Raw genomic sequence first — 13830 nt, 5'->3', positions numbered from 1 at the left:
CATAAACCATGAAATTAGAAGATTTTTTTAAAACAACAGAAGCCATAGTAGTATTATTAGGCTTATTCCTTACAGTGGTATTAGGTAAATTTTGGGCTTTTGCTACGGCAATAACTTATATTTTATTAAACGTTCCAAGTTTGTGGAAATGGTTGAAAGATAAATTTGAAGGTTTTTAATATGCATAACCTTTGGAAATATACCATATGCATAGTCATCGGTGCATTAATTATGCTTGTTATTGTAAAGAATAAAGATGAAGCTTTAGATTACAAAGAAAAAATTAAGGACCTCAAAAAGCAAAATAAAATTTTAGTTGATGAAGCTCTAAAAATTAATGATAGCATTTTAAAATTAAAATACTTGACCCAAAAACAGCAAATTAAAGTGGATAGCCTAATAGATGTTAAAAGTAAATTTAAAATAATACGTGATGAAATACCTAGCAATGTTGATGCTTATCCTGATAGCAAACTCGATAGCATACTCACAACCTATAAACATCCCGGTTGAGAGTAAAAAAGAAATCGTTTCAACCTTAGAAGCCTATCCTGTCGTTTTAGCAGAATTAGATGCAGCAGATCAATTAATCAAAAATCAAAAATTAATAATCCTAAATTTAGAAAAACAAATTTTTGAGTATAGTAAATTAGTAGATAATAAGGATGCTCAAATCTTAAATAGTAAAGATAAAAATAGGCTTTCAGAAAAAGAAATTAAGCGACTTAAACGTCGCAATACTCGAAATGTCATATTCGGTGGCGCGGCCATTATTGGTTTTATTCTAATTAAATAATTCGCTATAATCTTCTGGAAGTTCAATATCATTAACATGGATGTACTCCCAAATAGCAGATGAAGTATGGCCGGTAATTAAACTAAGTTTTTTAATAGTGTCTTCTTTAGATAAGGATTCTCTCAGTTTTAAATAGAACTTTGTAATTCTATAATGCCTAAACATATAGGGCGTTAACTTAGGATTCAGATTGTGCTTCGAACGAAATTTTCTAAAACGATTTGTCATATAGTTACGTTTATCGATATCGCTTTTAGCGTTGAGTTCAAAAAGTCTGCCTTTTCTATGGCCAACAAATTCTTTTAAATTTAATTCTATAAAGCTAGGAATAATTTTCGTTTTAGAATCTTTTGACTTTGTGTCGACGCTCATGGTGCCTTTAATAAAGTCGATATCTTTAATCTCAATTCTAACATTCTCTATGGTCCTCCAGAACATCACACTCACCAGATCAACATACATAAAGAGCATGAAATCGTTTTCTTTTAAGAGCTTTTCAGCTTCAGTAAAGTATTTATCATCAACAAGGGTTTTCGATTTTTTTCTAACCGATTTATTCTGAATTTCTTTAATAAAGTTTGTTTTAATATAGTCCTGATCTGCAAGCACTGAAAAAATTGAACTTAAAGCTGCCTTGGTATTATTCCTGTTTTTAGGGCCATCAAATGTATTTAGGAACCCAATGACACATTTTTTATCGATATCTGAAATGTAGGAATATCTAAACCCTCTATTTTTTAAATATTTTTTGAACTGAGAAACCCTATTATAGTAATCTTTATAAGTGGTTTCTTTTACATCCTTCTTTTTAATGTTTAATGCAGCATCAAGCGCATTAGAAGCAGTGTGAAATTCGCTCTCATCAATATCATACGGCGAGTAACCTCTTTTTAATAAATTTTCTAGAGCATTTCTGAGCGCTTTGAAGTGATAGAGCCTGTCTCTTTTTGTTTTGTGCCGTTGATTTATTTTTAAATAAATTGGGTTTTGGCGCTCGAATTGATTGGTGTCAGGATTAAGAAAAGAATAATATACGTACCATCTTTTTGACAAATCAAAGTCTTTGCCACCATGATAGATATTAGGCTTCTTATAACGCTTCATTTTGTATTCGGTTGCGTATTCGGTAGATAGTATTTTAAGTAAAGAAGCCATTGTAAAAAGTGTTGTACGCACTGTAAACAAAGGCTTCATAAATTTGTAGCGAGAGGGGGGCACGATCCCCCGACCTCCGGGTTATGAATCCGACGCTCTAACCAACTGAGCTACCTCGCCATAATTTAAGGCTGCAAATATAAAAACAATATTATTGTCAGCAAACATAACCTAGCTAAATTATTATTAAAAATAGTTGTAGTACTTATCAATTAATGTATATATTGGCAATATAAATTTTTAGCTACTTATGGACGATAAAGTAAAATTTGATATAGAATTCCCAATTCACGCATCACCGCAATTATTGTATCAATATATTTCTACGCCTTCAGGCTTGTCTGAATGGTTTTCGGATAATGTAAATTCTCGTGGTGAATTATTTACTTTTATATGGGATGATAGTGAAGAGCAAGCAAAATTGTTAAGTAAAAAAACAGGGGAGCGTATTAAATTTAGGTGGATAAATGACGACGACGATGATACTTCATATTTTGAAATTAAGATTCAGGTAGATGAAATTACCAAAGACGTTTCGTTAATGGTTACAGATTTTGCAGAGGATGATGAAGTTGATGAAGCCAAAATGCTTTGGGAAAACCAAATCTCTAGTTTAAAACAAGTATTGGGTTCTTCCTAAAAGGTATTGCCAATTTTAAATTATATTTGTCCGACTCTTAAAAAATATAGAGTTGGACATTTTTTTATGATTAATTTTAACGGAACTATTTTAGAGGATTCTAAACAATTATCTGTTCAAAACAGGGGTTATGCTTATGGTGATTCTTTATTTGAAACGATTAGAACATCTTATGGCAAAATACTTTTTTGGGAAGATCATTATTTCAGGCTCATGGCGTCAATGCGTATTATGCGCATGGAAATCCCTATGAATTTCACTATGGAATTTTTAGAAAATGAGATCCAAACAACTCTAAAGGCAAATCATTTATCTAATGCGTCTGCACGTATAAAATTATCTGTTTTTAGAAACGATGGCGGTTTGTATTTACCAGAAAGTAATCACATCAGTTTTGTAGTTACCACGAAGCCTATAGAAAATGATTTTTATATTTTTGATGATGGCGCTTATGAGGTAGATTTATTTAAAGATTTCTTTGTATCACCAGGTTTGCTGTCTACATTGAAAACCAATAATAAAGCGATTAATGTGGTGGGAAGTATTTATGCTCAAGAAAATAATTTGAGTAATTGTTTATTGCTAAATACGAATAAACACGTGGTTGAAGCCTTAAATGGAAACATTTTTGTTATTAAGAAGCATATTATAAAAACGCCACCTTTATCGGATGGCTGTTTGAAGGGTGTTATGCGAAAACAAATCATTGAGATTATTGTTGAACTACCAGATTACCAATTATTTGAAGAATCTGTATCACCATTTGAATTGCAACAAGCGGATGAAATTTTTATTACGAACGTGATAACTGGTGTACAGCCTATTTCGAAATACAGGAAAAAATTGTTTAAAAACGACATCTCAAAAGTACTCTTGCAGAAGCTGAATATAAAGATCAGATTGTCTTAGTTGTAATTTGGGTTTTCTGGGGCATTGGACCAGATAACATAATCGCCACCAAATTCTAACATTTTTTCTTTCCAAAACGATTCATAAGGCTTCTCTATAATATGATTTTTGTAGCTGTTTTCGGTTACCACCCAAGAATTACTTTTTAATTCATTTTCTAGTTGCTCACTATCCCAACCGGAATATCCTAAGAAGAAACGAATATCATTTTCTTCAATAGTATTATTATGGATTAATTCTGCCACCTTGCTAAAATCGCCTCCCCAAAAAATACCTAATGAAATTTCAATGCTATCTGGTATTAATTCTGGTACTTTGTGAATAAAATACAGATTATCCTGCTCCACAGGACCGCCGTTATATACTTTAAACGTAGCTTCCACCTCTGGTACCAATTCATTTATTGTATACTCTAAGGGTTTATTTAAAATGAAGCCAATCGATCCTTCATCGGAATGGTCAGCAAGCAATACAATTGAACGATTGAAAGAAATATCACCAATTATGGAAGGCTCAGCGATTAATAAATCTCCTTTTTTCGGTTTAGTTGTTACCATATATCAAGGAATTATAAATTAAATCTAATATTTATTTTTTAAAAATGCAACTGTTTATTCATATATAAAGAAAAAGCCTTCAACATTTGAAGGCTTTTAAATAATATATTTGTAGTAAAACTTAGTTTACTGCACTTGATAAATCTGATCCAGCCTTAAACTTAACAACGTTTTTAGCTTTAATTTTAATAGTTTGCCCTGTTTGAGGGTTTCTTCCTTCTCTTGCCGCTCTTTTGGAAACTGACCAAGAACCAAATCCTACTAATGAAACTCTATTGCCTTTTTGTAAAGCACCTTCAATTTCGATAAGCGCACATTCTAAAGCTTTTTTTGCAGCTGCCTTAGTAATACCTGCGTGTTCTGCCATTGCATCAATTAAATCTGTTTTGTTCATAATGTAAATTTTAAAATATTAATAAATTGGTTAAACATTTTGTTAAATCCTCTACAAATTTATACGGATTATGCAACCATGCAAGTAATAGCAAGGGAAATACATAGTATTGTTGATAACTTAGCCCATTTGTTAATAACAGATATGCATTTCGTCGGATTTTTTAAATATGAGTGTTAATAAGGGTTTACAGCACTTTGGCATCAGCGTGAAAAGTATAGCCATTAAGTAAGGATTTAATGTCTAAGCTGCGCTTCCCTGGAAGCTTTATTTCCTTGATTAATATGTAACCATTTGCTGCGGCAACTTTTAAGGTGTCTTTAGAAGTTAATAGGCTTCCAATTTTTTCATTGTGCTTAGTAACTTCTTTTTCTACCTCATATATTTTAATATCTAATGTGTCGCTTCCATTCATTAATGTACTCCATGCCCCTGGGTAAGGGCTCAAGCCTCGTACTTTATTGTAAATGGTATCTAGTGATGCTGTCCAATCAATTTTACTGTTGGTTTTGTTCAGTTTATACGCCGTTTGAATATTTGTAGAATCTATTTGAGGTGTGGTTTTGACATCACCCTTCTCGATTAGCTGTACTGTTTTTAAAACCAAAGTACTTCCTAAATCCATTAATTTATTGTGCAAACTTCCTGCATTTTCTTTGGGATCTATGGTTATTTCATCTTGTAGAATCATTTCACCTGTATCAATTTTTTCGTCAATAAAAAATGTGGAAACGCCTGTTTTTGTCTCGTCATTAATAATAGCCCAATTTATTGGAGCTGCACCTCTGTAATTAGGTAGTAAGGACGCATGCAGATTGAATGTACCATATTCTGGCATTTGCCATACGACTTTTGGTAACATTCTAAAGGCGACTACAATATGCAAATTGGCTTTTAAAGATTTTAATGCTTCTAGAAAGGTGTTGCTTTTTAAATTAGTAGGTTGCAAAACATGAAGATGCTGTGATTTAGCATATTGCTTCACAGCACTCTCGTTTAGTTTTCTACCGCGGCCTGCAGGTCTGTCTGGCGCCGTAATAACACCAACTATATTATAGTTGTGCTCAACTAGGGTTTTTAAAGTGGCTACCGCAAAATCTGGGGTACCCATAAATACGATTCTCAAATCTTTCATGGTTTATTTTTATTTTGAAATGCCTCATTTTTAATTTAGACTATTACATCATTGAAGCATCTTTATATATGACTTAGTTTAAAGGTGTTTGTTTTCGTAATAATTATGATATTATGCTCTAACAAGAGTTTCAACATCGCTTTTATGTTTACCTCAGTATCATCCAAATTTTGAATAATAGCTCTTGAGGATAAATCACCAGATTCGAGCAAAGTAATGATCTGATTTTTGAGCGATTTGCTGCCTTTTTTAGGCTGATTTGGCTTTTTCTTGATACAGACTGAACAAATACCACAAGGTTTTAGGTCTTTTTCCCCGAAATAGGATAGAAGCTGCATGCTTTTACATGTCGAATCGTCTTCAATATAACGAAGCATGGCGCTAACCTGATTGGTCTTTAGTTTGTTTTGCTGCTCAATAATGGACGCAATTCTATTGATGGTTTTATCATCTTCACGAGGCTGAAGGAATGTTACTTGCGCATCAGTTTTAGCTAAATTTAAGGTAATAATATTATCGTGCTCTAACTTACTTAAAGTTTCTATGAGTTTCTGCTCAGAAACCGATGCCTTTTCTGCTATTCTAACTGTGTTTATTTTAGTATCATGGTCAAATATGCCACCGTACATTCTAAGTATCGATTTTACGATGATATTGAAATCTTGATGTGTTTCTAAATAATTAAAAAGAGCGGCGCTGCTAATTATAAATTGGGCAGAGGCATTATTCTTGAATTGATTTGTGAGACTTATAATGCTATTTCTATCCAATATCAATAGAGCATTATAGCAAAGCATACTACTAAATTTATAGGTTTTCGCAAAGGTATTAAAGTTGAAGTTATGTGTCGTTAAGGCCCCTTCTCCATAAGATATTTGAAAATAATTACATAATTTTCTGTATACTTGCTTAACAAAATCTACTTTTGGGAGCACATTTAAAAATTGATTTTTAACTAGTACAGAATCGCTGTTGTTCTTCAATATCACAGCAAACGCTTTTTCATCATTTCTACCAGCACGTCCTGCTTCTTGGAAATAACTTTCAATGCTTTCTGGTAAATTTAAATGAATCACGGTTTTAACATCTGGCTTGTCAATACCCATACCAAAGGCATTTGTAGCCACCATAACCTGTTTCTTATTTGTCAACCAATCATTCATACGCGTATCCTTTTCATTATTGGAGAGACCGCCGTGATAAAACGTTGTCAAAATGTTTTTTGAATTTAAAAATGAACTGATTTCATGAGTCGATTTTCTATTGCGAACATATACAATAGAAGACGCTTTGTACTTCTTTAAAATCGTTTCCAATCTATAATATTTGTCATTTTCATGAAAAACCATGTATGCTAAATTGGGTCTGTAAAACGAGTGTTTAAAAATTTTGGGATGAATAAAATCGAGTTCTTTAATAATATCATCAACCACTTCTGGTTTTGCAGATGCGGTGAGCGCAATAATATTTATATGGGGATGAAGTCGTCTTAAGCTGACAATATTTTTATAAGCGGGTCTAAAATCACTGCCCCATTGTGAGATACAATGGGCTTCGTCCACCGCAATTAGATTAACGTTCATTTGTTCAATACGATGCTGTACCAATTCTTGTTGTAAGCGCTCTGGCGATAAATATAAAAATTTATAGTTACCATAAATACAATTATCAAGCATCGTATCCAGCTCACTGTAAGGTATGCCGCTAGTAATGCACATGGCCTTAATACCTTTGTCTTGAAGTTGTTGCACTTGGTTTTTCATAAGTGCAATTAAGGGAGAAATAACGATGCAAATACCTTCCTTAGCTAATGCAGGAATTTGAAAACATAAAGATTTACCACCACCAGTTGGTAGTAATGCAAAAGTGTCTTCGCCCTCTAAAACCGCATTGATAATGGCTTCTTGCCCAGCTTTAAATGCCGTGTACTTCCAATAGCGTTCTAGTATGTTTATAGGATGCGCCACGTTACATAGTAATGGATTGTAATATAAAATCTGCTCTACGTTCAACAGTGTCAAAAGGGACATCCAATAACTTATAATTATAATTTTGATAGGTGCTCAAAAGGTGATCGTGGATTTTCAAAGCTTGATCAAAATCTTCGTAACGCTCATTATCAATGGTATAAATTTCTTGCCAAGGCTTAAGAATGAATACTTGATTATAAGGGTAACGCTCACAAGCATTGATGAATTTTTGCGGATACTTGTCACCAATAAAATCCATATAAGCTACAATATCTGGGATTCCTCTATCAAAAAACACCACATTACTGTCTAAATTTTTGACGTCTTTATATTGTTGCTTCCTCCCTTTTAAAAGTAATTCGCTAAATAATAAGGGCTTTGTTAAAAAAAGCTGATCAATACCTTGTTCCTGTGCGTCTAAGGTTACCGCTCTAGAAATTTCTTCAAGACATGTGTAACCTCGTTTTATTAATTCATTAATTATTGAAGACTTCCCTGTTCCGGGACCACCTGTAATTACTATTTTCTTAGTATTCAAATTGGCAATATTTTGGATGTAAAATTCGGAATTTAACTGCTATAAAAAAAATGTATGGAAAAACATCCGCTGCAAAAGTTTATTTAAATACAATAGTTCATGTTTTGTATTACATATCACCCTAAAAAATAATTTAATTTATACAGATGAAAATGTATATTTGCATTTTATAAATTACAATGGGCACACCTCCAAATTCAGACGAATTCTACGAAAAATTAAAAGGACAACTTCACGAAACGAGTAGTTGGCCAGCAGAGTATTTGTACAAATTCATCATTAAAACAGATGTAAAGAATATTGCCAAAATAGAGTCTGTTTTTGATAATATGGGCGCTGTAATCAATACTACAGCTTCCAAAAATGGCAAATATACCAGTGTTTCAATTAATCTATTGATGCGTAATCCAGATCAGGTTGTTGAAAAATATAAAGAAGTTGCAGAAAAGGTGGAAGGGGTGATAAGCCTTTAATTTTTTTTTGTATTTTGCGCAGGCATAGTAACTACGTGCACAAATATTTAACTCTACACAATAATTTTGATAGACAATTTAGAATATAACACAGAGCGTGAACATTTAATCATTCCCGAATATGGACGCCATATGCAAAAAATGATTAATTACGCTAAAACAAAAGAATCCAAAGAAGAGCGTAATAAATTAGCCAAGGCCATTATCTCGATAATGGGTAATATGCAACCGCATTTAAGAGATGTTCCAGATTTTCAGCACAAGCTTTGGGATCAGTTGTTTATTATGGCCAATTTTGAATTGGATGTAGATTCGCCGTATCCCAAACCTACTAAAGAGCTTTTAGAAGAACGACCGGAACCTTTAAAATATCCACAGAATTTTCCAAAATATAGATTCTACGGAAACAATATCAAAACCATGATTGATGTTGCTAATACTTGGGAAGACGGCGAACTTAAGGAAGCTTTAGTTTATACGATCGCAAACCACATGAAGAAGTGTTTCTTAAATTGGAACAAGGATACTGTGGAGGATATTGTAATCTATAATCACTTATATGAATTATCGAATGGCTCTTTAGATTTACGAAATTCTGAAGAAGAACTTTCCGATTCAAGCAACTTATTGCGCACAAAAACCAAATACAGTTCAAGCAGCTCTAAAAAAGGAGGCCATCATAAAAAGTCTTCGAGTAACCGACAAAGAAAACGCTACTAAATTACAGTATGGGAACATTTAAAATTGAAGGTGGGCACCAATTAAAAGGAAGTATTCAACCACAAGGTGCCAAAAATGAAGCATTACAAATTTTATGTGCCGTACTTCTCACTCCAGACGTTGTTACAATCAATAATATTCCAGACATCGTAGATGTTAACAAGCTCATTCAGTTACTTAAAAAACTGGGTGTAAAAATTGAGAAGCTCAAACAGGGATCTTATTCCTTTCAAGCTGATGATGTTAATTTAAAGTACTTAGAGTCTGAAGAGTTCAAGATAGATGGACGCGGTTTACGAGGGTCTATCATGATTGTTGGTCCGTTATTAGCACGATTTGGCAAAGGTTATATACCAAAACCAGGTGGTGATAAAATAGGTCGAAGACGCTTAGATACACACTTTGAAGGGCTTATTAAACTGGGTGCCAAATTTAGATACAGTAAAGAAGATCAGTTTTATGGTGTTGAAGCCGATAAATTAAAAGGTACCTATATGCTTCTTGAAGAAGCTTCTGTAACAGGAACTGCCAATATTGTTATGGCCGCCGTTTTAGCAGATGGTCAAACCACTATTTATAACGCGGCATGCGAGCCTTATTTGCAGCAACTTTGTAAAATGCTAAATCGCATGGGTGCTAAAATTAGCGGCTTAGGATCAAACATGTTGATTATTGACGGTGTTGATAGTTTGGGTGGAACAGATCATACCATGCTCCCTGATATGATTGAAATTGGGAGTTGGATAGGATTGGCTGCCATGACCAAAAGCGAACTGACCATTACAAATGTGAGTTGGGATGACCTTGGCGTGATACCTAACGTTTTTAGAAAATTAGGAATTACCGTTGAAAAACAAGGGGATGATATTCATATTCCTGCGCATACCGATGGTTACGAAATACAAAGTTTTATCGATGGTTCCATTTTAACTATTTCTGATGCGCCATGGCCTGGGTTTACACCAGACCTATTAAGTATAATTTTGGTAGTGGCCACACAGGCAAGAGGAAGTGTTTTGGTACATCAAAAAATGTTTGAGAGCCGATTATTCTTTGTAGATAAGTTGATCGATATGGGCGCTAAAATTATTTTATGCGATCCGCATCGTGCGACCGTTATCGGGCACGATTTCAAATCCACTTTAAAAGCCACCACGATGACCTCTCCAGATATTCGTGCGGGGGTGTCCTTATTAATTGCTGCGCTTTCTGCAAAAGGAACCTCGTCTATTCAAAATATTGAACAGATTGATCGTGGTTACGAAAACATTGATGAGCGTTTACGTGCTATTGGCGCTCATATTGAGCGGGTTGAGTAGGTTTTTAATTTTAATGACCTTTAAAACAATCCTGTAATTTCACCATCATCATTAATATCAATGCCTTCTGAAGCTGGATGTGCTGGCAACCCGGGCATCCGCATAATATCTCCTGTTATTGGAATTAAAAAACCGGCACCAGAGGCTATTTCAATTTCTCTAACCGTAATGATAAAATCCTTTGGGCGACCTAACAGCTTCGGATTATCTGAAAGTGATTTTTGGGTCTTTGCAATACAAATGGGTAGATGATCTAATCCTAAATGGTTTATTTTATTTAAATGAGTTTTGGCTTTAGAGGTGTAATCGACGTATTCCGCACCATAAATTTCGGTACAGATGGTTTCAATTTTATCTGTTACACTAGCGTTCCAATTGTATAAAGGTGTGAAGTTAGACGTATTGGATTCCACAGCATCTATAACTGATTTTGCTAAATCAAGAGCACCTTCACCGCCCTTGCCCCAAACATCTGCTAAAGCCACGCGTACACCTTTTGATTCGGCAAACTCTGTAATGAGCTTGATTTCAGCGTCCGTATCAGTTGTAAATTTATTAATAGCAATAATGGATACCACTTTAAACTTAGAGATGTTTTCAAGATGCTTTTCCAAATTGGGAAGTCCTTTTTTTAAGGCGTCTAAGTTTTCTGTAGTAAGTGCTTTTAAATCGGCACCACCATGGTATTTTAAGGCGCGAATGGTTGTGGTTAGTACGACCGCTTTGGGTTTAAGTCCAGCACTTTGACATTTAATATCAAAGAACTTCTCCGCACCCAAATCAAATCCAAAACCAGCTTCCGTAACGGTATACTCAGAATGCGACATCCCCATTAGGGTAGCAATAACAGAATTAGTGCCTTGGGCAATATTTGCAAATGGGCCGCCATGAATGATGGCAGGGTTGCTTTCAATAGTCTGCACCAAATTAGGTTTTATGGCGTCCTTTAGTAACACGGCCATGGCGCCTTCCGCTTTTAAATCTTTAGCGTAAATGGGTTTTTTGTCATAGGTATAACCTACAAAAATGTTACCCAAACGTGTTTTTAGGTCTATCAAGTTTTCAGCTAAACACAGAATAGCCATAATTTCTGAAGCTGCTGTAATATCAAAACCAGTTTCTCTTGGGACACCCGATGTGGTACCACCTAAACCTACGATAACGCGTCTTAAGGCACGATCGTTCATATCGACCACGCGTTTCCAGCTTATCGTTCTGGAGTCTATGCGTAGCGAGTTGGTCTTGCTTTGAATATTATTATCAATAATTGCGGCTAATAAATTATGCGCTTTTTCAATTGCGGAAAAGTCGCCAGTAAAATGCAGATTGATATCTTCCATAGGCAGTACCTGGGAGTATCCACCACCAGTAGCACCACCTTTAATTCCAAAAACAGGCCCTAAGGATGGCTCTCTCAATACTACGGTTGCCTTTTTATTCAATCTATTTAAACCTTCAGACAAACCGATGGACATGGTTGTTTTTCCTTCACCTGCAGGTGTGGGCGAAATGGCCGAAACTAGAATCAAATTACTATTATCGGCCACCTTTTTGTTTATGGCTTTTAATGGTAATTTAGCCTTGTATTTGCCATACATTTCAATTTGTTCTGGTTGGATACCCAATTTTTCAGCTATAGTTGTAATAGGTTTTAGGGTAATGGTTTTAGCAATTTGTAAATCGGTCATCTGGCTTAGAGTTAAATCATCAAAATTTCAAATACGCTTAAAAGTATTAAATTAATAGACTTTATTAGGTGACTTTTATCATATAAAAACTATGGATTGATTTCTATATAGAAGATTGATTTATAGTTGAAATTGAGGTGTTGATGTATAACCGAAGCGTATTATTAAATCAATAAGCGAAATTTTTTTTGTAAAATGATTAATCAATGAAGTTTAGAAATATTAGTTCAAAGCCTCTTTATAAACCTGTAAAGCACGTTCTCTAGCAAATTTATGTTCCACAATAGGTCTAGGGTAGGTAAGCTCTTGAAAATCGGGTGCCCAAGTTTTAATATAATTAAGTTGTTTATCGAACTTTTCAATTTGTGTCATGGGATTGAAAATCCTGAAATAAGGAGAGGCATCTACCCCAGAGCCTGCCACCCATTGCCAGTTCCCTACGTTACTGGCCATATCGTAATCGTGGAGTTTCTCGGCAAAATAAGATTCTCCCCAGCGCCAATCGATAAGTAAATGCTTGCATAAAAAACTCCCTACTAGCATTCTAACCCTGTTGTGCATAAAACCAGTTTCATTTAATTGCCGCATTCCCGCATCGACCAAAGGGTACCCCGTTTCTCCATTGCACCAAGCTTTGAATTCTATTTCATTATTTCGCCATTCAATACGGTCGTATTGCGGTTTAAAGCTTTTGGTTTCAGTATGTGGAAAATGCCATAGGATTTGAGTGAAAAATTCACGCCAAATCAATTCCTGCCAAAAAATCTCATTATTCTCAGCAATGGACTTGTTTACGATCTTCCTGATGCTGACCGTGCCAAAACGCAAATGTGGTCCTAATCGAGATGTCGTATCTTTCGCAGGAAAATTTCGGGTGCTTTCATAGTGTTGAATAAGTGATGGTGTTACGGTATAGCTAGCAACTTTTTGATCAGACGTTTCAAATCCTATGTCGGATAAATTCAAATCGGGTAAGTCTACCTGATTAATTAAATTATTTAAGTGGTTGGCTGTATCGAAGATCTTAAGTTTTTGGGATCTAAAGGTCTGTTTCCATAGTTTCATATAAGGCGTATATACCATATATGGTGTGCCATCCTTCTTTACGATCTCGTCTTTTTCAAATATGACCTGATCTTTATAAGTTTGAAATGGAATAGCATTTTGCGATAAAAAGTGACCAATCTCAGTGTCACGTTTAGTCGCATAAGGTTCATAATCATGATTGGTATAGACTGTATTTATATCGTAGCTGTCAACTAACTGTTTGTGAATGTCAAGCGGTTTGCCATAATATAAACCGATGCTACTGCTGTGTTTGTTTTGTAAAGTGCTGCGTAACTTTTGTAACGTTTGGTAAATAAACGTCACACGAGCATCAGTTTTTGGTAGTTTTTGTAAAATGTCTGAATCAAAAATAAATATCGGTAATACGGGAAGATTGCCATTTAGAGCTTCGTAGAAACCAACATTATCATCTAGTCTTAGATCACGGCGAAACCAAAAAATATTTATAGGCTGTTTCATGTGTTTATA

General features: G+C 34.6%; 16 protein-coding genes and 1 tRNA gene. 8 read left to right on the top strand and 9 right to left on the bottom strand.

The window, feature by feature from the left end; genetic code table 11:
* Window positions 1–8: 8 nt before the first annotated feature.
* From FAF07_RS18420 to FAF07_RS00995, 3 genes are read left to right on the top strand one after another with little or no spacing between them, the layout of a single operon-like run.
* Entirely contained in the window at window positions 9–179 is a 171-nt protein-coding gene (locus FAF07_RS18420; protein ID WP_185956488.1) for a hypothetical protein, read from the top strand.
* 52 nt (window positions 180–231) lie between these two features.
* Window positions 232–513 (top strand): hypothetical protein, encoded by a 282-nt coding sequence (locus FAF07_RS18415; protein WP_185956487.1) that lies wholly within the window; start codon window positions 232–234, stop codon window positions 511–513.
* Window positions 434–796, top strand: coding sequence for a hypothetical protein (locus FAF07_RS00995; protein WP_142783338.1), 363 nt, complete (start codon window positions 434–436; stop codon window positions 794–796). The genes FAF07_RS18415 and FAF07_RS00995 overlap by 80 nt, the downstream gene beginning before the upstream one ends.
* On the opposite strand, the gene FAF07_RS00990 is transcribed toward FAF07_RS00995, so the two are convergent.
* Both FAF07_RS00990 and FAF07_RS00985 read right to left on the bottom strand, forming a co-directional pair.
* On the bottom strand, window positions 785–1951 hold the full coding sequence (locus tag FAF07_RS00990; RefSeq protein WP_185956486.1) for a tyrosine-type recombinase/integrase: 1167 nt from the start codon (window positions 1949–1951) through the stop codon (window positions 785–787). The genes FAF07_RS00995 and FAF07_RS00990 overlap by 12 nt on opposite strands.
* A gap of 46 nt (window positions 1952–1997) precedes the next feature.
* A tRNA-Met gene (locus FAF07_RS00985) sits at window positions 1998–2071 on the bottom strand.
* Window positions 2072–2201: 130 nt separating this feature from the next.
* Between FAF07_RS00985 and FAF07_RS00980 the strand changes: the two genes are divergently transcribed.
* The gene (locus FAF07_RS00980) at window positions 2202–2591 is read left to right on the top strand and encodes an START-like domain-containing protein (RefSeq protein ID WP_142783336.1); all 390 of its coding nucleotides are present in this window, start codon (window positions 2202–2204) and stop codon (window positions 2589–2591) included.
* A gap of 66 nt (window positions 2592–2657) precedes the next feature.
* A complete protein-coding gene (locus tag FAF07_RS00975; RefSeq protein WP_142783335.1) occupies window positions 2658–3500 on the top strand; it encodes an aminotransferase class IV in 843 nt (280 codons plus the stop codon).
* On the opposite strand, the gene FAF07_RS00970 is transcribed toward FAF07_RS00975, so the two are convergent.
* The 5 genes from FAF07_RS00970 to FAF07_RS00950 form a co-directional block, all read right to left on the bottom strand.
* Complete coding sequence (locus FAF07_RS00970; protein WP_142783334.1) at window positions 3497–4057, bottom strand: YqgE/AlgH family protein; 561 nt, start codon at window positions 4055–4057, stop codon at window positions 3497–3499. The two genes, FAF07_RS00975 and FAF07_RS00970, sit on opposite strands and share 4 nt — an antisense overlap.
* A 121-nt stretch (window positions 4058–4178) precedes the next feature.
* Window positions 4179–4451, bottom strand: a complete 273-nt coding sequence (locus FAF07_RS00965; RefSeq protein WP_142783333.1) for an HU family DNA-binding protein — start codon at window positions 4449–4451, stop codon at window positions 4179–4181.
* Window positions 4452–4638: 187 nt separating this feature from the next.
* Complete coding sequence (gene fmt, locus FAF07_RS00960) at window positions 4639–5586, bottom strand: methionyl-tRNA formyltransferase (RefSeq protein WP_142783332.1); 948 nt, start codon at window positions 5584–5586, stop codon at window positions 4639–4641.
* Window positions 5587–5648: 62 nt separating this feature from the next.
* The gene (locus FAF07_RS00955; RefSeq protein WP_142786510.1) at window positions 5649–7553 is read right to left on the bottom strand and encodes a RecQ family ATP-dependent DNA helicase; all 1905 of its coding nucleotides are present in this window, start codon (window positions 7551–7553) and stop codon (window positions 5649–5651) included.
* Window position 7554: 1 nt separating this feature from the next.
* On the bottom strand, window positions 7555–8094 hold the full coding sequence (locus FAF07_RS00950; RefSeq protein WP_142783331.1) for an AAA family ATPase: 540 nt from the start codon (window positions 8092–8094) through the stop codon (window positions 7555–7557).
* A gap of 179 nt (window positions 8095–8273) precedes the next feature.
* Here FAF07_RS00950 and FAF07_RS00945 point away from each other — a divergent pair, with 179 nt between their 5' ends.
* The 3 genes from FAF07_RS00945 to murA all read left to right on the top strand — a co-directional run bounded on the left by FAF07_RS00945 (window position 8274) and on the right by murA (window position 10606).
* Window positions 8274–8567 (top strand): DUF493 family protein, encoded by a 294-nt coding sequence (locus FAF07_RS00945; RefSeq protein ID WP_142783330.1) that lies wholly within the window; start codon window positions 8274–8276, stop codon window positions 8565–8567.
* Window positions 8568–8633: 66 nt separating this feature from the next.
* Window positions 8634–9287 carry a DUF4290 domain-containing protein gene (locus FAF07_RS00940; RefSeq protein ID WP_142783329.1) on the top strand — a complete coding sequence of 218 codons (654 nt, stop codon included), beginning with the start codon at window positions 8634–8636 and terminating at the stop codon, window positions 9285–9287.
* An 8-nt stretch (window positions 9288–9295) separates the two neighbouring features.
* Entirely contained in the window at window positions 9296–10606 is a 1311-nt protein-coding gene (murA, locus tag FAF07_RS00935; protein ID WP_142783328.1) for a UDP-N-acetylglucosamine 1-carboxyvinyltransferase, read from the top strand.
* A gap of 20 nt (window positions 10607–10626) precedes the next feature.
* On the opposite strand, the gene FAF07_RS00930 is transcribed toward murA, so the two are convergent.
* Window positions 10627–12294, bottom strand: a complete 1668-nt coding sequence (locus tag FAF07_RS00930) for a formate--tetrahydrofolate ligase (RefSeq protein WP_142783327.1) — start codon at window positions 12292–12294, stop codon at window positions 10627–10629.
* Window positions 12295–12516: 222 nt separating this feature from the next.
* Window positions 12517–13821, bottom strand: coding sequence for a cryptochrome/photolyase family protein (locus FAF07_RS00925; protein ID WP_142783326.1), 1305 nt, complete (start codon window positions 13819–13821; stop codon window positions 12517–12519).
* Between the last annotated feature and the right edge of the window lie 9 nt (window positions 13822–13830).

This window comes from Changchengzhania lutea (genome assembly GCF_006974145.1).
GTDB lineage: Bacteria > Bacteroidota > Bacteroidia > Flavobacteriales > Flavobacteriaceae > Changchengzhania > Changchengzhania lutea.
The sequence above is the reverse complement of the archived record's forward strand: the minus strand, read 5'-3'. Positions and strand labels throughout refer to the sequence as shown.